Source organism: Egibacteraceae bacterium (assembly GCA_035540635.1).
GTDB lineage: Bacteria > Actinomycetota > Nitriliruptoria > Euzebyales > Egibacteraceae > DATLGH01.
Map to the genome: position 1 here is coordinate 67,228 of DATLGH010000033.1, position 22,028 is coordinate 89,255.

General features: G+C 69.6%; 33 protein-coding genes and 3 pseudogenes. All 36 read right to left on the minus strand.

Annotation, left to right across the window (positions count from 1 at the left end; translation table 11 throughout):
• Positions 1-15 precede the first annotated feature (15 nt).
• The 36 genes and pseudogenes from rpsI to rpsL all read right to left on the minus strand — a co-directional run bounded on the left by rpsI (position 16) and on the right by rpsL (position 21,560).
• The gene (gene rpsI, locus VM324_05955) at positions 16-402 is read right to left on the minus strand and encodes a 30S ribosomal protein S9 (protein HVL98816.1); all 387 of its coding nucleotides are present in this window, start codon (positions 400-402) and stop codon (positions 16-18) included.
• 17 nt (positions 403-419) lie between these two features.
• Entirely contained in the window at positions 420-848 is a 429-nt protein-coding gene (rplM, locus tag VM324_05960; protein HVL98817.1) for a 50S ribosomal protein L13, read from the minus strand.
• A gap of 85 nt (positions 849-933) precedes the next feature.
• The gene (gene truA, locus VM324_05965) at positions 934-1,707 is read right to left on the minus strand and encodes a tRNA pseudouridine(38-40) synthase TruA (GenBank protein ID HVL98818.1); all 774 of its coding nucleotides are present in this window, start codon (positions 1,705-1,707) and stop codon (positions 934-936) included.
• 434 nt (positions 1,708-2,141) lie between these two features.
• Positions 2,142-2,492, minus strand: a pseudogene (rplQ, locus tag VM324_05970) (50S ribosomal protein L17).
• Positions 2,493-2,502: 10 nt separating this feature from the next.
• A complete protein-coding gene (locus tag VM324_05975; GenBank protein HVL98819.1) occupies positions 2,503-3,462 on the minus strand; it encodes a DNA-directed RNA polymerase subunit alpha in 960 nt (319 codons plus the stop codon).
• 112 nt (positions 3,463-3,574) lie between these two features.
• Positions 3,575-4,201: a 30S ribosomal protein S4 gene (rpsD, locus tag VM324_05980; protein ID HVL98820.1), complete on the minus strand. Its 627-nt coding sequence runs from the start codon at positions 4,199-4,201 to the stop codon at positions 3,575-3,577.
• A 48-nt stretch (positions 4,202-4,249) separates the two neighbouring features.
• Positions 4,250-4,663 (minus strand): 30S ribosomal protein S11, encoded by a 414-nt coding sequence (gene rpsK / locus VM324_05985; protein HVL98821.1) that lies wholly within the window; start codon positions 4,661-4,663, stop codon positions 4,250-4,252.
• 13 nt (positions 4,664-4,676) lie between these two features.
• Positions 4,677-5,057 (minus strand): 30S ribosomal protein S13, encoded by a 381-nt coding sequence (rpsM, locus tag VM324_05990; protein HVL98822.1) that lies wholly within the window; start codon positions 5,055-5,057, stop codon positions 4,677-4,679.
• Between the two features lie 15 nt (positions 5,058-5,072).
• Positions 5,073-5,186: a 50S ribosomal protein L36 gene (gene rpmJ / locus VM324_05995; GenBank protein HVL98823.1), complete on the minus strand. Its 114-nt coding sequence runs from the start codon at positions 5,184-5,186 to the stop codon at positions 5,073-5,075.
• A 158-nt stretch (positions 5,187-5,344) separates the two neighbouring features.
• Complete coding sequence (locus VM324_06000) at positions 5,345-5,902, minus strand: adenylate kinase (GenBank protein ID HVL98824.1); 558 nt, start codon at positions 5,900-5,902, stop codon at positions 5,345-5,347.
• 32 nt (positions 5,903-5,934) lie between these two features.
• Positions 5,935-7,230, minus strand: coding sequence for a preprotein translocase subunit SecY (secY, locus tag VM324_06005; GenBank protein HVL98825.1), 1,296 nt, complete (start codon positions 7,228-7,230; stop codon positions 5,935-5,937).
• Positions 7,231-7,240: 10 nt separating this feature from the next.
• Complete coding sequence (gene rplO, locus VM324_06010) at positions 7,241-7,705, minus strand: 50S ribosomal protein L15 (protein ID HVL98826.1); 465 nt, start codon at positions 7,703-7,705, stop codon at positions 7,241-7,243.
• A 305-nt stretch (positions 7,706-8,010) separates the two neighbouring features.
• Positions 8,011-8,199 (minus strand): annotated as a pseudogene (gene rpmD / locus VM324_06015) (50S ribosomal protein L30).
• A 3-nt stretch (positions 8,200-8,202) separates the two neighbouring features.
• Positions 8,203-8,790 (minus strand): 30S ribosomal protein S5, encoded by a 588-nt coding sequence (gene rpsE / locus VM324_06020; GenBank protein ID HVL98827.1) that lies wholly within the window; start codon positions 8,788-8,790, stop codon positions 8,203-8,205.
• A 36-nt stretch (positions 8,791-8,826) separates the two neighbouring features.
• Positions 8,827-9,189, minus strand: a complete 363-nt coding sequence (gene rplR, locus VM324_06025; GenBank protein HVL98828.1) for a 50S ribosomal protein L18 — start codon at positions 9,187-9,189, stop codon at positions 8,827-8,829.
• Between the two features lie 47 nt (positions 9,190-9,236).
• Positions 9,237-9,779: a 50S ribosomal protein L6 gene (gene rplF / locus VM324_06030; GenBank protein ID HVL98829.1), complete on the minus strand. Its 543-nt coding sequence runs from the start codon at positions 9,777-9,779 to the stop codon at positions 9,237-9,239.
• A 12-nt stretch (positions 9,780-9,791) separates the two neighbouring features.
• Entirely contained in the window at positions 9,792-10,190 is a 399-nt protein-coding gene (gene rpsH / locus VM324_06035) for a 30S ribosomal protein S8 (GenBank protein HVL98830.1), read from the minus strand.
• A gap of 65 nt (positions 10,191-10,255) precedes the next feature.
• Positions 10,256-10,441 (minus strand): type Z 30S ribosomal protein S14, encoded by a 186-nt coding sequence (locus tag VM324_06040; protein HVL98831.1) that lies wholly within the window; start codon positions 10,439-10,441, stop codon positions 10,256-10,258.
• Between the two features lie 10 nt (positions 10,442-10,451).
• Complete coding sequence (gene rplE / locus VM324_06045; GenBank protein ID HVL98832.1) at positions 10,452-11,036, minus strand: 50S ribosomal protein L5; 585 nt, start codon at positions 11,034-11,036, stop codon at positions 10,452-10,454.
• Positions 11,037-11,038: 2 nt separating this feature from the next.
• On the minus strand, positions 11,039-11,362 hold the full coding sequence (rplX, locus tag VM324_06050) for a 50S ribosomal protein L24 (GenBank protein HVL98833.1): 324 nt from the start codon (positions 11,360-11,362) through the stop codon (positions 11,039-11,041).
• 11 nt (positions 11,363-11,373) lie between these two features.
• Positions 11,374-11,742 (minus strand): 50S ribosomal protein L14, encoded by a 369-nt coding sequence (gene rplN, locus VM324_06055; GenBank protein ID HVL98834.1) that lies wholly within the window; start codon positions 11,740-11,742, stop codon positions 11,374-11,376.
• Positions 11,743-11,770: 28 nt separating this feature from the next.
• Positions 11,771-12,049, minus strand: coding sequence for a 30S ribosomal protein S17 (rpsQ, locus tag VM324_06060; protein HVL98835.1), 279 nt, complete (start codon positions 12,047-12,049; stop codon positions 11,771-11,773).
• Positions 12,046-12,267: a 50S ribosomal protein L29 gene (gene rpmC / locus VM324_06065; protein ID HVL98836.1), complete on the minus strand. Its 222-nt coding sequence runs from the start codon at positions 12,265-12,267 to the stop codon at positions 12,046-12,048. Before rpmC ends, rpsQ begins: the two co-directional genes overlap by 4 nt.
• A 1-nt stretch (position 12,268) precedes the next feature.
• Positions 12,269-12,682, minus strand: coding sequence for a 50S ribosomal protein L16 (gene rplP / locus VM324_06070; GenBank protein ID HVL98837.1), 414 nt, complete (start codon positions 12,680-12,682; stop codon positions 12,269-12,271).
• A 371-nt stretch (positions 12,683-13,053) separates the two neighbouring features.
• Positions 13,054-13,686: pseudogene (gene rpsC, locus VM324_06075) on the minus strand (30S ribosomal protein S3).
• A 4-nt stretch (positions 13,687-13,690) separates the two neighbouring features.
• Positions 13,691-14,089, minus strand: coding sequence for a 50S ribosomal protein L22 (rplV, locus tag VM324_06080; GenBank protein ID HVL98838.1), 399 nt, complete (start codon positions 14,087-14,089; stop codon positions 13,691-13,693).
• Positions 14,090-14,117: 28 nt separating this feature from the next.
• Positions 14,118-14,411, minus strand: a complete 294-nt coding sequence (gene rpsS, locus VM324_06085; protein ID HVL98839.1) for a 30S ribosomal protein S19 — start codon at positions 14,409-14,411, stop codon at positions 14,118-14,120.
• A 12-nt stretch (positions 14,412-14,423) separates the two neighbouring features.
• Positions 14,424-15,254 (minus strand): 50S ribosomal protein L2, encoded by an 831-nt coding sequence (rplB, locus tag VM324_06090; protein HVL98840.1) that lies wholly within the window; start codon positions 15,252-15,254, stop codon positions 14,424-14,426.
• Between the two features lie 29 nt (positions 15,255-15,283).
• Entirely contained in the window at positions 15,284-15,574 is a 291-nt protein-coding gene (rplW, locus tag VM324_06095; protein HVL98841.1) for a 50S ribosomal protein L23, read from the minus strand.
• Positions 15,574-16,251: a 50S ribosomal protein L4 gene (gene rplD / locus VM324_06100; GenBank protein HVL98842.1), complete on the minus strand. Its 678-nt coding sequence runs from the start codon at positions 16,249-16,251 to the stop codon at positions 15,574-15,576. Before rplD ends, rplW begins: the two co-directional genes overlap by 1 nt.
• Positions 16,251-16,901, minus strand: coding sequence for a 50S ribosomal protein L3 (rplC, locus tag VM324_06105; protein HVL98843.1), 651 nt, complete (start codon positions 16,899-16,901; stop codon positions 16,251-16,253). Before rplC ends, rplD begins: the two co-directional genes overlap by 1 nt.
• Positions 16,902-17,055: 154 nt before the next feature.
• Positions 17,056-17,364, minus strand: a complete 309-nt coding sequence (rpsJ, locus tag VM324_06110; GenBank protein HVL98844.1) for a 30S ribosomal protein S10 — start codon at positions 17,362-17,364, stop codon at positions 17,056-17,058.
• A gap of 6 nt (positions 17,365-17,370) precedes the next feature.
• Complete coding sequence (tuf, locus tag VM324_06115) at positions 17,371-18,558, minus strand: elongation factor Tu (GenBank protein ID HVL98845.1); 1,188 nt, start codon at positions 18,556-18,558, stop codon at positions 17,371-17,373.
• A gap of 2 nt (positions 18,559-18,560) precedes the next feature.
• A complete protein-coding gene (gene fusA / locus VM324_06120) occupies positions 18,561-20,708 on the minus strand; it encodes an elongation factor G (protein HVL98846.1) in 2,148 nt (715 codons plus the stop codon).
• Between the two features lie 5 nt (positions 20,709-20,713).
• On the minus strand, positions 20,714-21,184 hold the full coding sequence (gene rpsG, locus VM324_06125) for a 30S ribosomal protein S7 (protein HVL98847.1): 471 nt from the start codon (positions 21,182-21,184) through the stop codon (positions 20,714-20,716).
• 4 nt (positions 21,185-21,188) lie between these two features.
• Positions 21,189-21,560 (minus strand): 30S ribosomal protein S12, encoded by a 372-nt coding sequence (gene rpsL, locus VM324_06130; GenBank protein ID HVL98848.1) that lies wholly within the window; start codon positions 21,558-21,560, stop codon positions 21,189-21,191.
• Between the last annotated feature and the right edge of the window lie 468 nt (positions 21,561-22,028).

Below are 22,028 nucleotides of genomic sequence, written 5' to 3' on the forward strand. Positions count from 1 at the left end.
GGATCGTCGGGGCGGTCAGCGCTTGCTGTACTGGGGCGCCTTGCGGGCCTTCTTCAGGCCGTACTTCTTGCGCTCCACCTTGCGGGGGTCACGGGTGAGCAAGCCGGCCTTCTTCAACGGCGCCCGCCACTCGGGGTCCTCCGCCTCGAGGGCCCGGGCGATGCCGTGGCGCAACGCCCCCGCCTGCCCCGACGTCCCGCCGCCGCTGACGTTGGCGATGACGTCGAAGCGCCCCTGGGTCTCGGTGACCTCGAACGGCTTGCGTACCTCGCCCTGGAGCGTCTCGGTCGGGAAGTAGTCCTCGAGCGGACGCTGGTTCAGCAGGAAGCGGCCGGTGCCGCTCACGAGGCGCACACGGGCGACCGAGGACTTGCGGCGGCCGGTGAAGATCTTCGGAGGCATGAGGGAGGTCCTTGGTCCTACAGGGGGAGCGGCTGCGGCTTCTGCGCGGCGTGCGGGTGGTCCGGCCCGGCGTACACCTTGAGCTTGCGGATCTGCGCGCGGCCGACGCTGTTGCGGGGGAGCATGCCCTTGACCGCCCGCTCGACGAGGCGCTCGGGACGCTCCGCGAGGAGCCGGGCGAACGGCACCGACTTCAGGGAGCCGGGGTAGCCGGAATGGCGGTGCGCGAGGCGCTGCTCGCCCTTGTTGCCCGTGAGGCGCACGTCGGCGGCGTTCACGACGATGACGAAGTCACCGACGTCGACGTGCGGCGCGAACGTCGGCTTGTGCTTGCCACGCAGCACGGTGGCGACGCGGGTGGCGAGCCGCCCGAGAACCATGTCGGCGGCATCGACGACGTACCAGCGGTGCTCGATGTCGGAGGGGCGCGGTGAGAACGTGCGCATGACGTCTTCCGGTCTAGCCGGTGGGCGGGCGGGAAAAGCGGTCAGCGACCGCAAGCGGCCAGAGTACGCACCGGCAGGCGGCCAGTCAACCGGAGGGGCGGGCGTAGGAGACGCCGACGAGGGTGAGCCCGTGCGGCGGAGCGACCCGGCCGACCGCCTGGCGGTCGCCGGCCGCCACCACGTCGGCGACCCAGTCGGGAGCTCGGCTGCCCTGGCCGACCGGCACGAGGCACCCCGTCACCGAGCGCACCATCTGGTGGCAGAAGGCCTTGCCGGCGACGTTCAGCGTCACGAGGTCCGCCCGGGCCCGGCGGATGTCGAGCCGGTCGATCCGCCGGATGAGGTGCTCGTCGCCCGCGCGCCGGCAGAAGGAGCTGAAGTCGTGCTCGCCGAGGAGGTGGCGCCCCCCCGCCTGCATGGCCGCGACGTCGAGGCGCGGCGCGCCGAGATGCCACGTGTCGTGGCGCCACAAAGGGCTCATCGCCTTCGCGTCGCAGATCCGGTAGCGGTAGCGCCGCTGCGTCGCCGAGAAGCGTGCGTCGAACGTCGCCGGTACCCGGCGCACCCGCCACACCGTCACCGCGGGGCCGCAGAGCGCGTCGAGGGCGCCGCGGGCGCGTTCGAGGTCTTCGAGGGGCCGCGCGCCGGCGGGGACGTCGCAGTGCACCGTCTGCGCGACGGCGTGCACCCCGGCGTCGGTGCGTCCCGCGACGGTGGTGGTGACGGCCGTGCCGCACAGGCGGGCGAGCGCGTCCTCGAGGACGCCCTGCACGGTGCGCTGCCCGGCCTGCCGGGCGAAGCCCCGGAAACCCGTGCCGTCGTAGGCGAGGTCGATCCGCAGCCGCACCGGTTCAGCCATGGCCGAACCCGACGCCGTCAGGGCCTGCCTTCGCCGCCTTCCGGCTCGTCGGACCTCGGGGCGGTCTCACCGTCGTCAGCGGGCCGCTCCGGCTCCGGTGCGTCCTGCTCCTCCGCCGGCACCGGCGGAGTCTCGGACTCGTCGCCGCCGGCGTCCTCGCCGGCCAGGCGCGCCTCGACCTCGGCCGGGTCGGCGAGCGGGCGCTCCTCGTCGTCGGCGTCCCCGGCGGCGGTCTCGCGCTCGTCCGCTTCCGCCGCGAAGGCCTCCTCGGCGTCGAAGTCCTCGTCGAGCTCCTCGCCGCGGTCGAAGGCTGCGGCTTCTTCCTCGCTGCGCTCGCGCGCCGTGGCCGACAGCGTCCCGCCGCGGCGCCGCCGCAGGCTCCAGCGCCGGCGCGGGGCCTCCTCGAGCGCGCCCTCACCGCGGACGCTCACGCCCTCGACGAGTTCGATCAGCGCCATGGGCGCCGCGTCGCCCTTCCGAGGGCCGAGCTTCAGCACCCGGGTGTAGCCGCCGTTGCGGTCGGCGAACGCCGGTCCGACGTCGGCGAACAGCTTGTGCACGACGTCGCGGTCCCGGACCACCTTCAGCACCTGGCGGCGCGCGTGGAGGTCGCCGCGCTTGGCGAACGTGATCATCCGCTCCGCCACCGGCTGGACGGTCTTGGCCTTGGCCACGGTGGTCCGTATCCGCCCGTGACGGATGAGCTCCGTCGTGAGGTTTGCGAGGATGAGGTTGTGGTGGGCGGGACTCCCACCGAAGCGAGCGGCCTTCTTCGGTTGCGGCATCGTTGCGCTCCTACTGGCTGTACCCGCCGTAGTCGGCGAGGGACAGGCCGAGCTCTGCGAGCTTCTGCTTCACTTCCTCGATCGACTTCTGCCCGAAGTTGCGGATGTCGAGCAGGTCCTGCTCGGTCTTCTGCACGAGCTCGCCGACCGTCTGCACGCCCTCGCGCTTCAGGCAGTTGTACGAGCGCACCGAGAAGTCCATGTCCTCGATCGGCAGGAGCAGGTCCGGCGAGCTGGGCTGCGAGGAGGCCGCGTCCGGACCGATCGACAGCCCTCCGGGCCCGGACTCCTCGAACTCCGCGAAGAGTCCCAGCAGGTCCTGCAGCGTCGCACCCGCGCTCGACAGGGCCTCGCCGGGCGTGACCGACCCGTCCGTCTCCACATCGAGGATGAGCCGGTCGTAGTTCGTCATCTGCTCGACGCGGGTGGCCTCCACCCGGTACGTCACGCGGCGCACCGGGGAGTAGATCGAGTCGATCGGGATGACGCCGATGGGCTGGTCCGCCCGCTTGTTGCGCTCGGCGGGCACGTAGCCACGCCCGCGCTCGACGGTGAGGTACATCTCGACCCGGCCCTTGCGGTTCAGCGTCGCGATGTGCAGGTCGCGGTTGAGGATCTCCACGTCGCTCGGCGCGGTGATGAAGTCGGCGGTGATCTCGCCGGGACCCTCGCCGCCGAGGAAGATCTCCACCGGCTGGTCGCTCTCGCTGCGCAGCACGAGGTCCTTGAGGTTCAGGATGATGTCGGTGACGTCCTCCTTCACCCCCTCGATGGAGCTGAACTCGTGCAGCACGCCTTCGATGCGCACGCTCGTGACCGCCGCGCCGGGGATGGACGACAGCAGTGTGCGCCGCAGGCTGTTGCCGAGCGTGTAGCCGAACCCGGGCTCCAGCGGCTCGATGCTGAAGGCCGAGCGGATGCCCTCGGCAAGGACCTCTTCGGTGATGGTGGGACGCTGAACGATCAGCACTTGGTGTTTCGCCTCCTACAGGAGAAGCGGGTCGCTGGTGGTGCGGAGGGCCTTGGAGGGCGGGCGGGTGAGCGGCCCGGAGCGGCATCATGCCGCCGCCGTTCAACGCCCGCTACTTCGAGTACAGCTCGACGATGAGCTGCTCCTGGACCGGTACGTCGATCTGCTTGCGGTCGGGCACCCCGAGGACGCTGATCTGCAGCTTGTTCTGGTCGGTGGACAGCCAGCCGGGGAGGGTGCGCATGCCGATGATCTCCAGCGCGCCGATGATCGGCACGATGTTGCGCGCCCGTTCCCGGACGGTGATGACGTCGCCGACGCGCACCCGGTACGACGGGATGTTCACCGTGCGGCCGTTCACCTGGAAGTGGCGGTGGCGGACGAGCTGGCGGGCCTCGTCGCGCGAGCGGGCGAGCCCGCCGCGGTACACGACGTTGTCGAGCCGCAGCTCGAGCAGGCGCAGGAGGTTCTCACCGGTCAGTCCCGACTGGCGCGAGGCCTCCTGGTAGTAGTTGCGGAACTGCCGTTCGAGCACGCCGTAGATGCGGCGGGCCTTCTGCTTCTCGCGCAGCTGGAGCAGGTACTCGCTCTCGCGGATGCGTCCGCGCCCGTGCTCGCCGGGCGGGTAGGGGCGCTTCTCGATGGCGCACTTCGGCCCCTCGCAACGGGTGCCCTTGAGGTAGAGCTTCTGCCGCTCGCGACGGCAGAGCTTGCAGTCAGGTCCGGTGTACCGAGCCATGGTGGTGGTGATGTCCTCTCGGGTGGTGCGCTGAGGCGGTGACGGCGCTCAGACGCGGCGGCGCTTCGGTGGGCGGCAGCCGTTGTGCGGGATCGGGGTGACGTCCTTGATGGCCGCGACCTCGAGTCCGTTGGCCTGCAGGGAGCGGATCGCGGTCTCGCGCCCGGAGCCGGGCCCCTTCACGTAGACGTCCACCTTGCGGACCCCGTACTCGGCCGCCCGCTTGGCGGCCTGCTCGGCGGCGAGCTGGGCGGCGAAAGGCGTCGACTTGCGGCTGCCCTTGAAGCCGACGTTGCCCGACGACGCCCACGACAGGACGTTGCCCTGCTGATCGGCGATCGTGATGATCGTGTTGTTGAACGAGCTCTTGATGTGCGCGACGCCGTGCGCGACCTGCCGCCGTTCCTTCTTGCGGGTGCGGCTCCGGTTCTTCGCCCCCGCCTGCTTCTTCTGCTGCGCCATGTCGTCGTGACCCCTACTTCTTGAGCTTCTTCTTCAAGCCACCGACGGTGCGCTTGGGACCCTTGCGCGTGCGGGCGTTCGTGTGCGTTCGCTGACCTCGCACCGGCAGGCCGCGGCGGTGACGGATGCCCTGGTACGAGCCGATCTCCACCTTGCGCTTGATGTTCTGGGCGATCTCGCGGCGCAGATCGCCCTCGACCTTGAAGCTCGCGTCGATGTAGTCGCGCAGCTTGCGGACGTCGTCCTCGGCCAGGTCGCGGACCCGCACCGACGGGTCGACGCCGGCGGCGACGACGGCCTCACGGGCGCGTGTCCGCCCGACGCCGAAGATGTAGGTCAAGCCGATCTCCACGCGCTTCTCACGGGGCAGGTCGACCCCGGCGATACGTGCCATGTCCCGTTCCTCTCCCTACCCCTGCCGCTGCTTGTGCCGCGGGTTGCTGCAGATCACCATCACCCGACCGTGCCGGCGGATGATGCGGCACTTCTCGCAGATCCTCTTCACCGAAGGCTTGACCTTCAAAGTCATCCTCGCTGTCGTGTGTGGGGACGCCCCGCTCGGCGAGGACCGGTGGCCTGCTCGGGGGGCCTGGACCGCGGTGACCAGCGAGGCAGCACAGAAGGGGCCCCGCTGGCGAAGCCGACCTCCGAGCCTAGCATCGTTCACCGCAGCGCGCACCCTCACGACGCCTGCAGCGCCTTCAGCGCCCGTTCCGTCACCTCGTCCACCGGACCGACCGCGTCGACGTCGCGCAGCAGGCCGCGCAGCCGGTAGAACTCCTCGAGCGGCGCGGTCTGCGTGCGGTGCACGACGAGGCGGTTCGCGACCACCGCCTCGGTGTCGTCCGTGCGGCCCTGGACGGCGGCGCGCTTCGCGAGGCGGACGCAGAGCTCCTCCTCGGGGGCCTCGAAGCGCAGCACCGCGTCGAGCGGCTCGGCGAGCACGGCTTCGAGCTCCTTGGCCTGGGGAACCGTCCGGGGGTAGCCGTCGAGCACGAAGCCGTCCGCGCAGTCGTCGTGGGAGAGGCGCTCGCCCACCATGCGGTTCACGACGTCGTCGGGCACGAGGTCGCCACGGTCCATGTAGCGCTTCGCCTCCCGCCCGAGATCCGTGTCCCCCTGCACGCTCTCGCGGAAGATGTCGCCGGTTGCGATGTGCGGGATCCCGTACTCCGCCGCGATGCGCACAGCCTGAGTTCCCTTGCCGGCCCCCGGGGGGCCGAGGAGGACGATGCGCACGGTCGACTCCTAGCTGCTCGCCCGTCGAGCGGTCAGGTCTTGAGGAAGCCTTCGTAGTGACGCTGGAGCAGCTGGCTCTCGAGCTGCTTCATGGTCTCCAGCCCCACACCGACGACGATCAGCAGGACCGCGCCGCCGAACGGGAACGGCACGTCCGCGGCCCGCAGGACGATGAACGGGATGACCGCGAGGATCCCGAGGTACAGCGACCCGGGGGTCGTGATGCGGGTGAGAACCCAGTCGAGGTACTCGGCGGTCGGGCGCCCCGGCCGGATGCCCGGGATGAAGCCGCCGTACTTCTTCATGTTGTCGGCCACGTCGATCGGGTTGAAGGTGATGGCCGTGTAGAAGAACGCGAAGAAGACGGTGAGCGCGAAGTACGTGGCGATGAACACCGGGTGGCGGCCCGTCGTGAAGTAGGTCTCGACGAACTGCGCGAAGCCGGGGTTGTTGACGATCGAACCGGCCAGCGCCGGCAGGTACAGCAGCGAAGAGGCGAAGATGATGGGGATGACCCCGGACTGGTTCACCTTCAGCGGGATGTAGGTCGAGGTGCCCCCGTAGGTGCGCCGGCCCACCTGCCGCTTGGCGTACTGGACGGGGATGCGGCGCTGCCCCTGCTCGACGAACACGACGCCGACGATGAGCAGCAGGCCGACGAGCATGCTGATGACGAAGAAGACCGTGCCGGCCGTCTGGAGGATCTGGTTGCCCTGGAAGGGCAGCTCGGCGACGATCGCCGCGAAGATGATGAGCGACATGCCGTTGCCGATGCCCCGCTGGGTGATGAGCTCGCCGAGCCACATGATGAAGGCCGTGCCGGCCGTCAGCGTCAGCACCATCAGGGCCGTGACGCCGATGCCCGGGTCCGGCACGAGGTTCGGGACCGGCACCCCGAAGAGCTGCTCCGGGTTCGTGCGGATGAGCACGATCAGCCCGGTGGACTGCATGATCGCCAGGAGGACCGTGAGGTAGCGGGTCCACTGGGTGATCTTCTTCGTCCCGGTCTCGCCCTCCTTCTTCCACTCCTCGATCTTGGGGATCACCACGGTGAGCAGCTGCATGATGATGCTCGCGGTGATGTAGGGCATGATCCCGAGCGCGAACACCGCCAGCTGCGTGAGCGCGCCCCCGGAGAACAGGTTGAGCAGCGCGGTGATCCCGCCCTGCTCACGGGCGGCCTCCGTGGCGGCCTGCAGGACCCCGTAGTCCACGCCGGGGATCGGCACGAACGAGCCGAGCCGGTAGACGGCGATGATCGCGAGGGTGAACAGGATCTTGCCCCGCAGGTCGGGGATCTTGAAGGCGTTGGCGAACGCGCGCAGCATGGTGGCCCTCCTACTCGCCGGCGGGGCGCCGGCCCGCTATGACGGTGATGGTGCCACCGCTGGCGGCGATCTTGTCGCGAGCCGAGCCGGAGAACGCGTGGGCGGACACCTGGAGCGCCTTCGTGAGCTCGCCCTCACCGAGGACCTTCACGGGCGCGGAGCCCTTGCGGACGAGCCCCTTGCCCCGCAGGGTCTCGGGCGTCACCTCGTCACCCGCCGCGAACGTCTCCTCGAGCGTGCGGACGTTGACGGCCGCGTACTCCACGCGGTTGCGCGACGTGAAGCCGGGCAGCTTCGGCAGCCGCCGCTGGAGCGGCATCTGGCCGCCTTCGAAACCCGCGGGCATCCGCCCGCGTGCTCCGGTGCCCTTCGTGCCGCGCCCGGCGGTCTTGCCCTTGCCCGCGGCGATGCCGCGGCCCTTCCGGGTCTTGGGGCGGTGGGCGCCCGCGGGCGGCTTCAGGTGATGGATCTTCATGACGGCTCCTCGTCAGGGTCCCAGGGCAGCGGCTGCGGCTCGGGTCCCTGCGCCTGCTCCTCGGCCTCCATCGTCGCCTGCGGCGCCTTCGGTGCGTCGGGCGGGTCTGTGGAGGTCAGCGACGGCGGGTTCTGGACGAGATCCTCCGGCGCCACCCTGCCGGGCACGGCGAGCGCCTCCTCCTCCGCGTCCCGCAGCTCCGCCGCCTGCGCGTCGGTCACGGTCGGGCCGGCCGGCGGGTTGCCCTCGCCCTTCGGCTGCTGTCCGGGCTCGACCTGCAGCGGCGCGGCCTCGCCGGCGTAGCGGACCTCGACGAGGTGGGCGACCCTCGCGATCATGCCACGGATCTCTGGACGGTCGGGTTTGACCACGGTCTGGCGCATGCGCCGGATGCCGAGCGACCGGAGGGTCCGCCGGTGGCGCTGCTGGGAGCCGATGAGGCTGCGCACCTGCGTGATCTCGATGCGGGCGCCGTCGGTCGTCTGCGCTGCCATCGGCTACGCGCCTGCCTTGAGGTTGTCGTACATCTTCTTCGGGATGAGCTCGGACAGCTCGAGCTCCCGCAGTCGGGCGACGTCGTCGGGACGGCGAAGCGACTTCAGTGCGGCGACCGTGGCGTGCACGACGTTGATCGCGTTCGCGGTCCCCAGCGACTTGGCGAGCACGTCCCTGATCCCCGCGCACTCGAGCACGGCCCGCACCGGCCCACCGGCGATCACGCCGGTGCCCGGAGCGGCCGGCTTGAGGACGACCTTGCCGGCTGAGGCCTCACCGATCACCGGGTGCACGATGGTGTTCTGGATCATCGGGACGGTGAAGAAGTTCTTCTTCGCCTCCTCGACGCCCTTCTGGATCGCGGCCGGCACCTCCTTCGCCTTGCCGTAGCCGACGCCGACGGTGCCGTTGGCGTCACCCACGACGACGAGCGCGGTGAAGGAGAAGCGCCGGCCGCCCTTGACGACCTTCGCGACGCGGTTGATCGCGACGACCTTCTCCTCGTACGGGCTGCGCTCCTCCTCGCGGCCGCGGCCTCCGCCACGTCCGCGACCGCCTCCGCGGGGGGTGCCTCCACCTGGTCCAGGCATGTGCTCCTCGAATCCTTCTCGGTGTTCGCGTGCGTTCTAGAGCTGCAGGCCGCCCTCGCGGGCGCCCTCGGCGAGCGCCCTGATGCGCCCGTGGTAGCGGTTGCCTCCCCGGTCGAACACGACGCGCTCGACGCCGGCGTCCCTGGCCCGCTCAGCGAGGAGCCGGCCGACCGCCTTGGCGACACCCACCTTGCCTTCGCCGTCGGGCTCACCGACCCCGGCGTCAAGGCTCGACGCGGCCGCGAGAGTGCGTCCCACACGGTCGTCGATGACCTGTGCGTAGATGCGCTTGTTCGACCGGTACACGGCCAGGCGGGGGCGTTCGGCGGTTCCCCGCACGCGCTTGCGCACCCGGGCGTGACGCCGGTCCCGTGCTGCGCGCTTGCTCTTCGCGTCCATGACGATGCTGCCTCCTGCTGGGCGCCGCTCGTGATGCGAGCGGCCTTCTAGGTGCCGGCGGCCTTGCCGGACTTGCGCCGCACGTGCTCGCCCGCATAGCGGATGCCCTTGCCCTTGTAGGGCTCCGGGCGGCGGATGGCGCGGATGTTCGCCGCCACCTGCCCGACCTGCTGCTTGTCGGCGCCGGCGACGACGATGGCGTTGGGGCTCGGCACCGTCAGGGTGATACCCCCTGGTGCGTCCACCTCGACCGGGTGGCTGTAGCCGACCTGCAGCGTGACGCCGTCGGTGCCCCGCGCCGTGGCCCGGTAGCCGACCCCCACGATCTCGAGCCGGCGCTCGTACCCGTCGGTGACGCCGGTCACCATGTTCGCGATGAGCGATCGGTACAGGCCGTGCAGGGCGCGGTGCTCGCGTTCGTCGCTGCTGCGGGTGACGGTGACGGCGTCGTCGGCCACCGTGACGGTCACCGCGGGGTCGATGCGCTGGGTGAGCGTACCCCTCGGGCCGGTGACGCGGATGGTCGACCCCTCGAGGGTTACCTCCACCCCGGCGGGCACCGGTACGGGCTCCTTACCGATACGGCTCATGGCGCGCTCCTGCTACCAGACATAGGCCACGACCTCGCCGCCGACGCCCTGCCTGCGGGCCTCGCGGTCGGTCATGAGCCCTGACGACGTCGAGATGATGGCGATCCCCAGGCCGCCGAGCACACGGGGGATCTCGTCCTTCTTCGCGTAGACCCGCAGCCCGGGCTTCGACACGCGCCGGATGCCCGACAGCGAGCGCTCGCGGTCGCGGGTGTACTTCAGCGCGAGCCGCAGCGTCGACTGGGGCTTCGTCGGCTCCACGAGGTAGTCACGGATGTAGCCCTCGCGCTTGAGGATGTCGGCGATGGCCGCCTTCATCTTCGAGGAGGGCATGGCGATCTCCTCGCGGTAGGCGACGTTCGCGTTGCGGATGCGGGTCAGCATGTCCGCAACCGGGTCGGTCAGTGTCATGGGTGCGTCTCTCCTCGGGGGTTACCGGGCCGACCCGGCACTTCCCAGCAGGCGTTGCTCTTCGGTTACCAGGACGCCTTGCGGATTCCCGGCAGCTCGCCGGCGTGCGCCAGCTCGCGCAGGCACACCCGGCACAGCATGAACTTCCGGTACACGGCGCGCGGCCGGCCACAGCGGTTGCAACGCGTGTAGCCCCGCACCGCGAACTTCGGCTTGCGGGCCGCCTTGGCGATCATCGACTTCTTGGCCATGCGATCCTCCTCAGCCCGCCGCGGGGGTGCGACCGGCGAACGGGAAGCCGTAGGCGTCGAGGAACGCCCGGCCCTGCTCGTCGGTCGCCGCGGTGAGCACGAACGTGATGTCCATCCCCCGGGCCCGGTCGATGTCGTCGTAGTCGATCTCCGGGAAGATGAGCTGCTCGGTCACCCCGAACGTGTAGTTGCCCCGGCCGTCGAAGCTGTCCGGCGGCAGCCCGCGGAAGTCACGGATGCGCGGGAGCGCCACGGACAGCAGCCGGTCGAAGAAGTCCCACATCCGGTCGCCGCGCAGGGTGACCTTCGCCCCGATCGGCATGCCGGCCCGCAGCTTGAATGCGGCGATCGACTTGCGGGCCCGGTTCACCTTCGGGCGCTGACCGGTGATCGTCGTGAGGTCCCGGACGACCGCGTCGATGACCTTGGGGTCCGCGACCGCCTCGCCGGCGCCGACGTTGACGACGATCTTCTCGAGGCGGGGCACCTGCATGACGTTGTCGAGCCCGAGCTCGGACTGCAGGCGCGGGCGGATCTCCTCGAGGTACCGCTGCTTCAGGCGGGGGGTGTAGCGACGCGTGTCGGTGGCGGTCATGGCTAGAACTCCGAGTCGCACTTGCGGCAGAAACGCGTGCGCTGGCCGTCGACCTCGCGGGTCCCGACGCGGGTCGGGGTGGTGCACGAGGGGCAGACCGGCATGACGTTCGACACGTGGATGGGCATCTCCTCGTGGGTGATGCCGCCCTCCTGGGCCCCGCGGCGACCGGTGCGCACCGGGGCGTGCTTCGTGGCCCGGTTGACACCCTCGACGAGGACCCGCTCCGACTTCGGGTAGACCCGGATGACCCGGCCCTCCTTCGGCCGCTGCTTCGTGCCGCGGTCCTTGCCGGAGATCACCCGGACGGTGTCGTTCTTCCTCACCCGTTCCATGGCTAGATGACCTCCGGCGCGAGCGACACGATCTTCATGAACCGCTTGTCGCGCAGCTCGCGCCCGACGGGCCCGAAGATGCGGGTCCCCCTGGGGTTGCGCTGGTCGTTGATGAGGACGCAGGCGTTGTCGTCGAAGCGGATGTAGGTGCCGTCGGGGCGCCGGCGCTCCTTGCGGGCCCGCACGACCACCGCCTTCACCACCTCGCCCTTCTTCACGTTCGACGCCGGGATGGCGTTCTTCACCGTGCCGACGATGATGTCGCCGACTCCGGCGTAGCGCCGGCCGGAGCCGCCGAGCACGCGGATGCACAGCACCTCGCGGGCGCCCGTGTTGTCGGCCACCTTCAGCCGTGATTCCTGCTGGATCATCCTTCGCTCTCTTCCCTCGCCGCAGGGCTCACTTCGCCCGCTCGATGACGTCGACCACTCGCCAGCGCTTCGTCTTCGACAGCGGCCGGGTCTCGACGATGCGGACCCGGTCACCGACGCGCACGTCGTTCGTCTCGTCGTGGGCGTGCAGGCGGGTCGACCGGATGACCGTCTTGCGGTACAGCGGGTGGGTCGTGCGGCGGTCCACCCGGACGACGACGGTCTTGTCCATCTTGTCGCTCACGACGACGCCTTGGCGCGTCTTGCGGTCGTTGCGCTCCTGCGAGCGGGCCTCGGCGGTGCTCACGGCGACACCTCCGCCTGGGTGGCCTCGGAAGCGAGCTCGCGCTCGCGCTGCACGGTCAGCACGCGGGCGATGTCGTGCCGGACTTCCTTCAGTCGCCGGAAGTTGTCGAGCTGACCCGTGGCCATGCGGAAGCGGAGGTTGAACAGCTCTTCCTTGTGCTCACCGAGCTTCTCGACCAACTCGGCGTCGCTCAGCTCACGCAGCTGGGATGCATCCACACTACTCACCTTCCCGGGTGACGAAGCGGCACTTGACGGGCAGCTTGTGGGCGGCGAGCCGCATCGCCTCGCGCGCGACGTCCTCGGTGACACCCGACAGCTCGAACATGACCCGTCCGGGTTTCACGACGGCGACCCATCCCTCCGGGGACCCCTTGCCCGAGCCCATGCGGGTCTCGGCCGGCTTCTTCGTGAAGGACTTGTGTGGGAAGATGTTGATCCACACCTTGCCGCCACGCTTGATGTAGCGGGTCATGGCGACACGCGCCGACTCGATCTGCCGGTTCGTGATCCAGCCCGCGGTCAGCGCCTGCAGCCCGTAGTCACCGAACGACACCTCCGTGCCGCCCTTGGCGAGGCCTCGCATGCGCCCGCGGTGCTGCTTGCGGTGCGCGACTCTCTTCGGGGACAGCATCCCTATTCCCCCTCGGTCCTGTCCTGCGGCGGCGCGCCGTCATCCGGCGCCTCCCCCGCGTCTCGCGTCTGCGGTTCGGTGTCGTCCGCCGGGGGCGTCTCGGCGCCCTCCGCGGTGTGCGGGCTGTGCACGGGCCCCCGCTCGGCTCCGGTGTCGAGCGGCGCGGGCGCCTCGGCCGGCACGTTCGCCGGGGCGACGTTCGCCGGCTGTCCGGAAGGGGGGGCGGTCGGCGCCGCCTCCTTGGCCTGGTGGTCGGCCGCGTCCCCCATGCCGGCGGTCACGCCGGCAGGGGCCTGCGCGGCCGTTGCGGCGGGTGCCTGCCGCGTCGCCGGCCGACGGGCCTGCTGCCGGGCGCGCAGCTGCTCGCGCTGCTCCGAGGAGGGCAGCTGCTCGCCGGTGTAGATCCACACCTTGACGCCGATGCGCCCGTAGGTCGTCCGCGCCTCGTCGAGCCCGTAGTCGATCTTCGCGCGGAGGGTGTGGAGCGGCACGCGGCCCTCGCGGTACCACTCGGTGCGGCTCATCTCCGCACCGCCGAGGCGGCCGGAGCACTGCACGCGGATCCCCTGCGCGCCGGCCTTCATGGCGTTCTGGGTCGCCCGGCGCATCGCGCGCCGGAAGCTCACCCGGCCACGAAGCTGCTCCGCCACGTTGTGAGCGGTCACCTGGGCGTCGAGCTCGGGGTTCTTGATCTCGGAGATGTTGAGCTTGACCTGCTTGCCGGTCATCTTCTCGAGCTCGGCGCGGATGGCGTCCGCCTCCGTGCCGCGACGCCCGATGACGATGCCGGGCCGGGCGGTGTACACGTCGACCGTGACCCGCTCACGGGTGCGCTCGATGTCGATGCGGGAGATGCCCGCATGTCGCACCCGCTCACGGATGTACTTGCGGATGCGATCGTCCTCGATGACGTAGCCGGCGTACTCCTTGTCGGCGAACCATCGCGACTTGTGGTCGGCGATGACGCCGAGCCGGAACCCGTACGGGTGGATCTTCTGCCCCACGCTGCTACTCCTCGTCCTTCGTGGCCGCCGACGCCCGCGAACGCGAGGCGGGCCGCGATGCCGGCTTCGCAGGCCGGGCACCGACCGTGATCGTGATGTGGCTCGTGCGCTTGCGGATCTGGTAGGCGCGTCCCATGGCCCGCGGCTGGAACCGCTTGAGGGTGGGGCCCTCGTCGACGACGGCCTGGGACACGACGAGGTCGTCCGGGTCGAGGCCGTTGTTGTGCTCGGCGTTGGCGACCGCGGAGTTCAGGGTTTTCAGGATCTGGCCCGAGATGCCCTTCGGGGACAGCTCGAGCAGGCGGCGGGCGTCCTCGACCGGGCGCCCCCGGATGTGGGCGATCACCTGCCGTGCCTTGTTCGGCGCGACGCGCGCGTAGCGCGAGACCGCTCGCACCTGCACCGCGGGGTTGTCGTTGTCGGCCATCGCCCTACCGCCCGCGCTTCACGCGCATCTGCTGCTTCTCGCCGGCACCCCGCCACTTGATGGCGCGCGTGGGCGCGAACTCCCCGAGCTTGTGACCCACCATGGACTCGGAGATGTAGACGGGCACGTGCTTGCGGCCGTCGTGCACCGCGATGGTGTGGCCGACCATGTCGGGAGAGATGTCCGAGCGACGCGACCAGGTTCTGATCACCCGCTTCTCGCCCCTCGCGTTCAGCTCCTCGATCTTCTTCGCGAGGTGGCCGTCGACGAAGGGACCCTTCTTCAGGCTGCGCGGCATGCTTTGTCTCCCTTACCGGCGACGCTTGCCGCGCCGGCGGATGATGTCACGGTTCGACTGCTTGTTCTTCTTGCGGGTGCGGATCTCCGGCTTGCCCTGCGGGTTCGTCGGATGGCGCCCGCCCGAGGACCGCCCCTCCCCGCCGCCGAGCGGGTGGTCGACGGGGTTCATGACGACACCCCGCACACTCGGTCGCTTGCCGCGCCACCGCGAGCGCCCCGCCTTGCCGTCACGCACGAGCTCGTGCTCGGCGTTGCCGACGGAACCGACCGTCGCCCGGCAGGTGGCGAGCACCATGCGCACCTCGCCGGACGGCAGGCGAAGCGCCGCCCGGTCGCCTTCCTTGGCCAGGAGCTGGACGCGGTTGCCGGCGGACCGGCCGAGCTTCGCGCCGCCGCCGGGGCGCATCTCCACCGCGTGCACGATCGTGCCGACGGGGATGTTGCGCAGCGGCAGGGCGTTGCCCGGCTTGATGTCGGCCTTCTCGCCCGACTCGACCACGTCGCCGACCTCGAGCGAGTCCGGTGCCAGGATGTAGCGCTTCTCGCCGTCCACGTAGTGGAGCAAGGCGATGTGCCCCGACCGGTTCGGGTCGTACTCGATCGAGGCGACCTTCGCGGGGACGCCGTCCTTGGTCCTGCGGAAGTCGATCTCCCGGTAGCGCCGCTTGTGCCCGCCGCCCTGGTGGCGGGTCGTGATCCGACCGTCGCTGTTGCGCCCGGCCTTCTTCGGGTTGGGCTTCACGAGCGGCTTGAGCGGCTTGTTGCCCGACAGCGTCGAGTAGTCGGACACGCTCATGTCCCGGCGTGCCGGGCTGGTGGGCTTGTACTTGCGAACGGGCATCGTGGGTCCTACCGCCTTCAGCAGATGGCCTAGAGGCCTGCTTCGAAGATGTCGATCGACTCGCCTTCGGCGAGGGTCACGATCGCGCGCTTGGTGTCCTTGCGCTTGCCGTACTTGAGGCCGAAGCGCTTCTTCTTCCCGGCCCGGTTCATCGTGTTCACGCTCGCGACCTTCACGCCGAAGACCGCCTCGACCGCCTGCTTGATCTCGGTCTTGTTCGACTTGGGGTGGACGAGGAAGGTGTACCGGCCCTCGTCGAGCAGCGCGTAGCTCTTCTCGCTCACCACCGGGGCGATGATGACGTCCCTGTGACTCTCCACTATGCGGTCACCTCCACGAGGTCGGCCCGACGGCCGGTTCCGACGTAGTCGAGGGCCTCGCGCTGGAACACCACGACGTCGCTGCAGAGCACGTCGTAGGTGTTGAGCTGGTCGACGGTCAGGAGATGGACGCCGGAGAGGTTGCGGAAGCTCTTCCCGACGAGCTCGTCGCGGCTGGCGAGCACGAGCAGGACCTTGCGGTCGGCGAGGTCGAGCGCCCGCAGGAAGGCGACGGCGTCCTTCGTGCGCGGGGCGTCGAAGGACAACCCGGCGACCACGCGGACGGCCCGCTCGCGCGCACGGTCCGACAGCGCCGAGCGCAGGGCGAGCCGCTTGAGCTTCTTCGACACGCGCTTCGTGTGGTTCTGCTCGCCCGTGGGCCCGTGCGCGATCCCCCCGCCGGTCCACTGCGGCGCCCGGATGGAGCCTTGCCGCGCCCGTCCGGTGCCCTTCTGGCGCCACGGCTTGCGCCCGCCGCCGCGCACCTCCCCGCGGGTCTTCGTCTTCGACGTGCCGCTGCGGGCGGCGGCGAGCTGTGCCGTCACCACCTGGTGCATCGCGGCGGTGTGCACCTCGGCGCCGAAAAGCTCGGGGTCGAGGTCGACGGTGCCGTCGGTCTCCCCGGAGGGCGTGTAGAGGTCGACGGTGAGGTGGTCGCCTGGCGATTCGCTGGACATCAGGCACTCCCTGCCGCGGCCGCGGTGCGCGGCTTGGCGGTGTCGCGGACGATGACGAGCGCGCCGCTCGGGCCCGGGACGGCCCCCTTGATGAGCAGGAGGTTGCGCTCGGTGTCCACGCCGACGAGCTCGAGGCGCTGCACGGTGACCCGCTCGCCACCAAGGCGGCCCGCCATCCGCGTGCCGGGGAAGACCCGGGCCGGCGTGGCGCAGGCGCCGATGGCGCCCGGCGCGCGGTGGACCTTGTGCACGCCGTGGCCGCCGCCGAGCCCGGCGAAGCCGTGACGCTTCATGACGCCGGCGAAGCCCTTGCCCTTGCTCGTCCCCGTCGCGTCGACGAGCTCACCGACGCTGAACTGCCCGACGGTGAGCGTGTCGCCCGGCTGGTGCTCGCCCTCGAGCTCGAACTCCACGAGGTGGCGGGTCGGCGCAACCCCCGCCTTCGCGAAGTGCCCGGCGAGCGGCTTGTTCGCCCGCTTGCGCGCACCGAAGCCGAGCTGCACCGCGGCGTAGCCGTCGCGCTCGGCGGTACGGACCTGCGTCACGGGACACGGGCCGGCGCGCACGACGGTGACCGGCACGACGAGACCTTCGTGATCGAAGATCTGCGTCATCCCGAGCTTCTCCCCGAGAATCCCTCTGACTGACATGCCCTTCTCTCCATCTGTCGTGAGGCGCCTGTCCCTACCGGCCCGGTGCCCACCGCAGAGGGGTCAGGTCACGGGTCGGGCCACCGTGGTGGAGGCGATCCTAAGAGGCCGTACCCGGGAGCCGGAACCACGGTGGCCCGGCCTCCATGGACAACTACAGCTTGATCTCGATGTCGACACCGGCCGGCAGGTCCAGGCGCATCAGCGAGTCCACCGTCTTCTGTGTCGGGTCGTGGATGTCGATGAGCCGCTTGTGCGTGCGCATCTCGAAGTGCTCGCGCGAGTCCTTGTACTTGTGGGGCGAGCGGATCACGCAGTAGACGTTGCGCTCCGTCGGGAGCGGCACGGGACCGGTGATCCGAGCCCCCGTGCGCTCGACCGTGTCGACGATCTTGCGCGCCGACTGGTCGATGATCTCGTGATCGTAGGCCTTGAGCCTGATCCTGATCTTGTTGTCCGCCATGCCAGCCTACTTGATGATCTTGGTGACGCGGCCGGCGCCGACGGTGCGCCCACCCTCGCGGATGGCGAAGCGCAGGCCCTCTTCCATGGCGATCGGGGCGATCAGCTCCACGGTCATCTCGGTGTTGTCCCCGGGCATGACCATCTCGGTGCCCTCGGGCAGGTCCACCGTCCCGGTCACGTCGGTGGTGCGGAAGTAGAACTGCGGACGATAGTTGTCGAAGAACGGCGTGTGCCGCCCGCCCTCGTCCTTGCTCAAGATGTACACCTGCGCCTCGAACTGGGTGTGGGGGGTGATCGTGCCCGGCTTGCACAGCACCTGACCGCGCTCCACGTCGTCCTTCTTCGTGCCCCGCAGCAGCACCCCGATGTTGTCCCCCGCCCTGCCCTCGTCCAGCAGCTTGCGGAACATCTCCACACCGGTCACCGTCGTGGACGTCGTGTCACGGATGCCCACGATCTCCACCGTCTCACCCGTCTTGACGACCCCCTGCTCCACCCGACCGGTCACCACCGTGCCCCGACCCGTGATCGAGAACACGTCCTCCACCGGCATCAAGAACGGCTTGTCGATCTCACGCTCGGGCTCGGGGATGTGCTCATCCACCGCCGCCATCAGCTCCAGGATGTTCTGCTCCCAGGTCTCGTCGCCCTCAAGCGCCCGCAACGCGCTGCCCTTGATCACCGGGATGTCATCACCGGGGAACTCATAGGAGGAAAGCAGCTCACGCACCTCAAGCTCCACCAGCTCCAACAGCTCCTCGTCGTCGACCATGTCGGCCTTGTTCAAGAACACCACGATCGAGGGCACCCCCACCTGACGCGCCAGCAGCACATGCTCACGCGTCTGAGGCATCGGCCCGTCCGCCGCCGACACCACCAAGATCGCCCCGTCCATCTGCGCCGCACCCGTGATCATGTTCTTCACGTAGTCGGCGTGACCCGGACAGTCCACATGCGCGTAATGACGGTTCTCCGTCTCATACTCCACATGCGACACCGAGATCGTGATCCCCCGCTCACGCTCCTCCGGCGCCTTGTCGATCTGGTCGAACGGCGTGAACGCCACATCCGGGTTGTGCTTGTGCAGCACATTGGTGATCGCCGCCGTCAACGTCGTCTTGCCATGATCGATATGGCCGATCGTGCCGATGTTCAGATGCGGCTTCGTCCGCTCGAACTTTGCCTTCGCCATGTCTACTCTCCTCGTACCTTCGCGACGATCTCTTGGGCGAGGGAGGCCGGGACCTCCTCGTAACCGCTGAACTGCATCGTGTAGTTGGCGCGTCCCTGCGTCTTGGACCGCAGGTCGGTTGCGTAGCCGAACATCTCCGACAGCGGCACCGTCGCGGTGATGACCTGCGAGTTGCCGCGGGCGTTCATGTGGCCGATGCGACCCCGACGGCCCGACAGGTCGCCGATGACGTCGCCCATGTACTCCTCGGGCGTCACGACCTCCACGTCCATGATCGGCTCGAGCAGCACGACCCCGGCCCTGCGGGCAGCTTCCTTGAGCGCCATGGACCCGGCGATCTTGAACGACATCTCCGAGGAGTCGACATCGTGGTAGGCCCCGTCGGTCAGCTTGGCCTTGACGTCGACGAGGGGGTAGCCGGCGAGGACGCCGCCTTCCATCGCGTCGCGTATGCCGGCGTCCACCGACGAGATGAACTCCCGTGGGATGGCCCCGCCCTTGATCTCGTCGCTGAACTCGTAGCCACCGATCTGGCCGGTCGGCTCCCCGCGCTCGTCGAGAACCTGCCGGGCCTCCTCGGCGAAGGCACCGGTCGGCTCCAGGGTGATCTCGACCTCGGCGAACTGTCCCGACCCACCGGTCTGCCGCTTGAACCGCAGCAGGTGGTCGTGCACGGGTCGCTTGATGGTCTCGCGGTAGGCGACCTGCGGCTTGCCGACGTTCGCGTCCACCTTGAACTCGCGCAGCAGGCGGGTGACGAGCACCTCGAGGTGCAGCTCGCCCATGCCGCCGATGATGGTCTGCCCGGTCTCGTCGTCGGTGTGGACGCGGAAGGTCGGGTCCTCCTCGGAGAGCTTCTGCAGGCTCGTGCCGAGCTTTTGCTGGTCGGCCTTGGTCTTCGGTTCGATGGCGATGTGGATGACGGGCTCGGGGAAGTCCATCGTCTCGAGCAGCACCGGGTGGTCCGGGTCGCACAGGGTGTCGCCCGTGCTCGTGTGCTTGAGCCCCACCGCGGCGACGATGTCACCGGTGAACGCCGCGTCCCGGTCCTCCCGGTGGTTGGCGTGCATCTGCAGGAGGCGCCCGAAGCGCTCCTTCTTGTCCTTGGTCGAGTTCACGACCTGCTCGCCCTGTTCGACCTTGCCGGAGTACACCCGGAAGTAGGTGAGCTTGCCGACGTAAGGATCGCTCATGATCTTGAAGGCGAGGGCGCTGAAGGGCTCGTCCTCGTTCGGCTTGCGCTCGATCGGCTCGCCGGAGCGCACGTCCACGCCCTCGACCGGGGGCACATCCTCCGGGCTGGGCAGATAGCTCACGACCGCGTCGAGCAACAGCTGCACACCTTTGTTCTTGAACGCGGTGCCGCACAGCACCGGGGTGATCGTGTTGGCGATGGTCGCGCGCCGGATGGCCTCCATGAGCTCCTCGCGGCCGACCTCCTCCTCGCCGACGAACTTCTCGAGCAACCCCTCGTCGGTGTCGGCGATCCCCTCGATCAGCGCGGCCCGGAACTCGTTGGCCCGGTCGACGAGGTCGGCGGGGATCTCCACGTCTTTCCAGGTGGTGCCGTAGTCGTCGCCGGAGCCCTCCCACACGCGGGCCTTCATCTCGACGAGGTCGACCACGCCCACGAAGTCGCTCTCCGCGCCGACCGGCAGCTGCAGGGCCACAGGGGTGGCGCCCAGACGCTCGCGGATGGAGTCGAACGACCCGTAGAAGTCCGCGCCGGTGCGGTCCATCTTGTTGATGAAGCAGATCCGGGGCACCTCGTACTTGTCGGCCTGGCGCCACACCGTCTCGGACTGCGGCTCGACGCCGGACACGGCGTCGAACACGGCGACGGCGCCGTCGAGGATGCGCAGGCTGCGCTCCACCTCGACGGTGAAGTCGACGTGGCCGGGGGTGTCGATGATGTTGATCCGGTGGCCGTCCCACTCACAGGTGGTGGCGGCCGACGTGATGGTGATGCCCCGCTCCTGCTCCTGGTCCATCCAGTCCATCACGGCGGCACCCTCGTGCACCTCGCCCATCTTGTAGGACCGTCCGGTGTAGTAGAGGATCCGCTCGGTCGTGGTCGTCTTGCCGGCGTCGATGTGCGCCATGATCCCGATGTTGCGGGTCAGGTGCAGGGGTACGTCTCGCTTGACCATGACTCCTACCAGCGGTAGTGGGCGAAGGCTTTGTTGGCCTCCGCCATCTTGTGGGTGTCTTCCCGGCGCTTGACGGTGGCACCGGTGTTGTTGCTCGCGTCGAGGAGCTCGTTGGCCAGCCGCTCGGAGATCGTGTGCTCCCGCCGCGCCCGGGAGTACTGCGTGAGCCAGCGCAGCGCGAGCGTGGTACCCCGGCCCTGGCGGACCTCGATTGGCACCTGGTAGGTCGCGCCGCCGACCCGTCGCGACTTGACCTCGAGCGCCGGCTTGACGTTGTCGAGGCCCTTCTTGAAGGTCTGGACCGGGTCTGCGCCCGTGCGCTCGCGCATGATCTCGAAGGCGTCGTAGACGATGCGCTCCGCCGTGGAGCGCTTGCCGTCCAGCATGATCTTGTTGATCAGCTGGGTGACGAGCGTGCTGTCGTGCTTGGGGTCGGCGTCCAGCTTGCGCTTCGGAGCGGGTCCTTTCCGCGGCATGTACCTACCCCTCCTTCTTCGCGCCGTACTTGGAGCGCGCCTGCTTGCGGTCGCGCACGCCGGAGGCGTCAAGCGCCGCCCGGACGACCTTGTAGCGCACACCGGGGAGGTCCTTCACACGGCCGCCGCGCACGAGCACGATGGAGTGCTCCTGGAGGTTGTGGCCCTCGCCGGGGATGTAGGCGGTGACCTCGATGCCCGTGGTCAGACGCACACGGCAGACCTTGCGCAGCGCGGAGTTCGGCTTCTTCGGGGTGGTCGTGTAGACGCGCGTGCAGACGCCACGACGCTGCGGAGACCCCTTGAGCGCGGGCGTCTTCGCCTTCTCCGCCTTGTCCTGGCGGCCCTTGCGAACCAGTTGCTGGATGGTCGGCATGCGGTGTCCTCAGTGCGTTCGGTCCGACCCACGGGGCCGGGCGTTCTGGAATAGTACGGCGGCGCAGCAATTCGGCGGTGATCGGCTCGGAGTGTTTCCCGCTGCGTTCCGCTGGGTCAGTGCGGCGACAACCGCGCGGCTTGGGCCGGCGGGCTGCACCGGAAGGGGTTCTCCGGTTGTGCCTCAGGCGGGGGGCATGCAGCGGGGACGTACACGAAAGAACCAGGAAAGCACACCCAAACTCGCCCGGGCGTCATCCAGGAACGGCCAGCCTACGTCGCCCCCCATCCACTGTCAACCGCCCCTCACGCCTGCAAGCCCGCACCTGCCTGCGGGGGGTGCAGGGCTTGCAGGTTTTTCGCCGACCAGCGGCACCACTGGCCCAGGTGCGAGGGCTGGCCGTCGGGGCGGTCGGAGGGGTTAAGGGTTTCCGACTACAAGCGGCACTACTGGCTGGAGGGGCGGGGC

Bases quoted from the DNA above. Each gene is read 5' to 3' on its own strand.
- truA (HVL98818.1), bottom strand. From the start codon at position 1,707: ATGGCTGAACCGGTGCGGCTGCGGATCGACCTCGCCTACGACGGCACG.
- rplO (HVL98826.1), bottom strand. From the start codon at position 7,705: ATGAAGATCCATCACCTGAAGCCGCCCGCGGGCGCCCACCGCCCCAAG.
- tuf (HVL98845.1), bottom strand. From the start codon at position 18,558: ATGGCGAAGGCAAAGTTCGAGCGGACGAAGCCGCATCTGAACATCGGC.
- rpsI (HVL98816.1), bottom strand. From the start codon at position 402: ATGCCTCCGAAGATCTTCACCGGCCGCCGCAAGTCCTCGGTCGCCCGT.
- secY (HVL98825.1), bottom strand. From the start codon at position 7,230: ATGCTGCGCGCGTTCGCCAACGCCTTCAAGATCCCCGACCTGCGGGGC.
- rplM (HVL98817.1), bottom strand. From the start codon at position 848: ATGCGCACGTTCTCACCGCGCCCCTCCGACATCGAGCACCGCTGGTAC.
- VM324_06040 (HVL98831.1), bottom strand. From the start codon at position 10,441: ATGGCCAAGAAGTCGATGATCGCCAAGGCGGCCCGCAAGCCGAAGTTC.
- rplB (HVL98840.1), bottom strand. From the start codon at position 15,254: ATGCCCGTTCGCAAGTACAAGCCCACCAGCCCGGCACGCCGGGACATG.
- rplD (HVL98842.1), bottom strand. From the start codon at position 16,251: ATGTCCAGCGAATCGCCAGGCGACCACCTCACCGTCGACCTCTACACG.
- fusA (HVL98846.1), bottom strand. From the start codon at position 20,708: ATGGTCAAGCGAGACGTACCCCTGCACCTGACCCGCAACATCGGGATC.
- rplR (HVL98828.1), bottom strand. From the start codon at position 9,189: ATGGACGCGAAGAGCAAGCGCGCAGCACGGGACCGGCGTCACGCCCGG.
- rpsM (HVL98822.1), bottom strand. From the start codon at position 5,057: ATGGCACGTATCGCCGGGGTCGACCTGCCCCGTGAGAAGCGCGTGGAG.
- rpsK (HVL98821.1), bottom strand. From the start codon at position 4,663: ATGGCGCAGCAGAAGAAGCAGGCGGGGGCGAAGAACCGGAGCCGCACC.
- rpsD (HVL98820.1), bottom strand. From the start codon at position 4,201: ATGGCTCGGTACACCGGACCTGACTGCAAGCTCTGCCGTCGCGAGCGG.
- rplP (HVL98837.1), bottom strand. From the start codon at position 12,682: ATGCTGTCCCCGAAGAGAGTCGCGCACCGCAAGCAGCACCGCGGGCGC.
- rpsJ (HVL98844.1), bottom strand. From the start codon at position 17,364: ATGGCGGACAACAAGATCAGGATCAGGCTCAAGGCCTACGATCACGAG.
- rpsG (HVL98847.1), bottom strand. From the start codon at position 21,184: ATGCCGCGGAAAGGACCCGCTCCGAAGCGCAAGCTGGACGCCGACCCC.
- rpsL (HVL98848.1), bottom strand. From the start codon at position 21,560: ATGCCGACCATCCAGCAACTGGTTCGCAAGGGCCGCCAGGACAAGGCG.
- rpsE (HVL98827.1), bottom strand. From the start codon at position 8,790: ATGCCTGGACCAGGTGGAGGCACCCCCCGCGGAGGCGGTCGCGGACGT.
- rplC (HVL98843.1), bottom strand. From the start codon at position 16,901: ATGTCAGTCAGAGGGATTCTCGGGGAGAAGCTCGGGATGACGCAGATC.
- rpsS (HVL98839.1), bottom strand. From the start codon at position 14,411: ATGCCGCGCAGCCTGAAGAAGGGTCCCTTCGTCGACGGCCACCTCGCG.
- rplN (HVL98834.1), bottom strand. From the start codon at position 11,742: ATGATCCAGCAGGAATCACGGCTGAAGGTGGCCGACAACACGGGCGCC.
- rpsH (HVL98830.1), bottom strand. From the start codon at position 10,190: ATGACACTGACCGACCCGGTTGCGGACATGCTGACCCGCATCCGCAAC.
- rplE (HVL98832.1), bottom strand. From the start codon at position 11,036: ATGACCGCCACCGACACGCGTCGCTACACCCCCCGCCTGAAGCAGCGG.
- rplF (HVL98829.1), bottom strand. From the start codon at position 9,779: ATGAGCCGTATCGGTAAGGAGCCCGTACCGGTGCCCGCCGGGGTGGAG.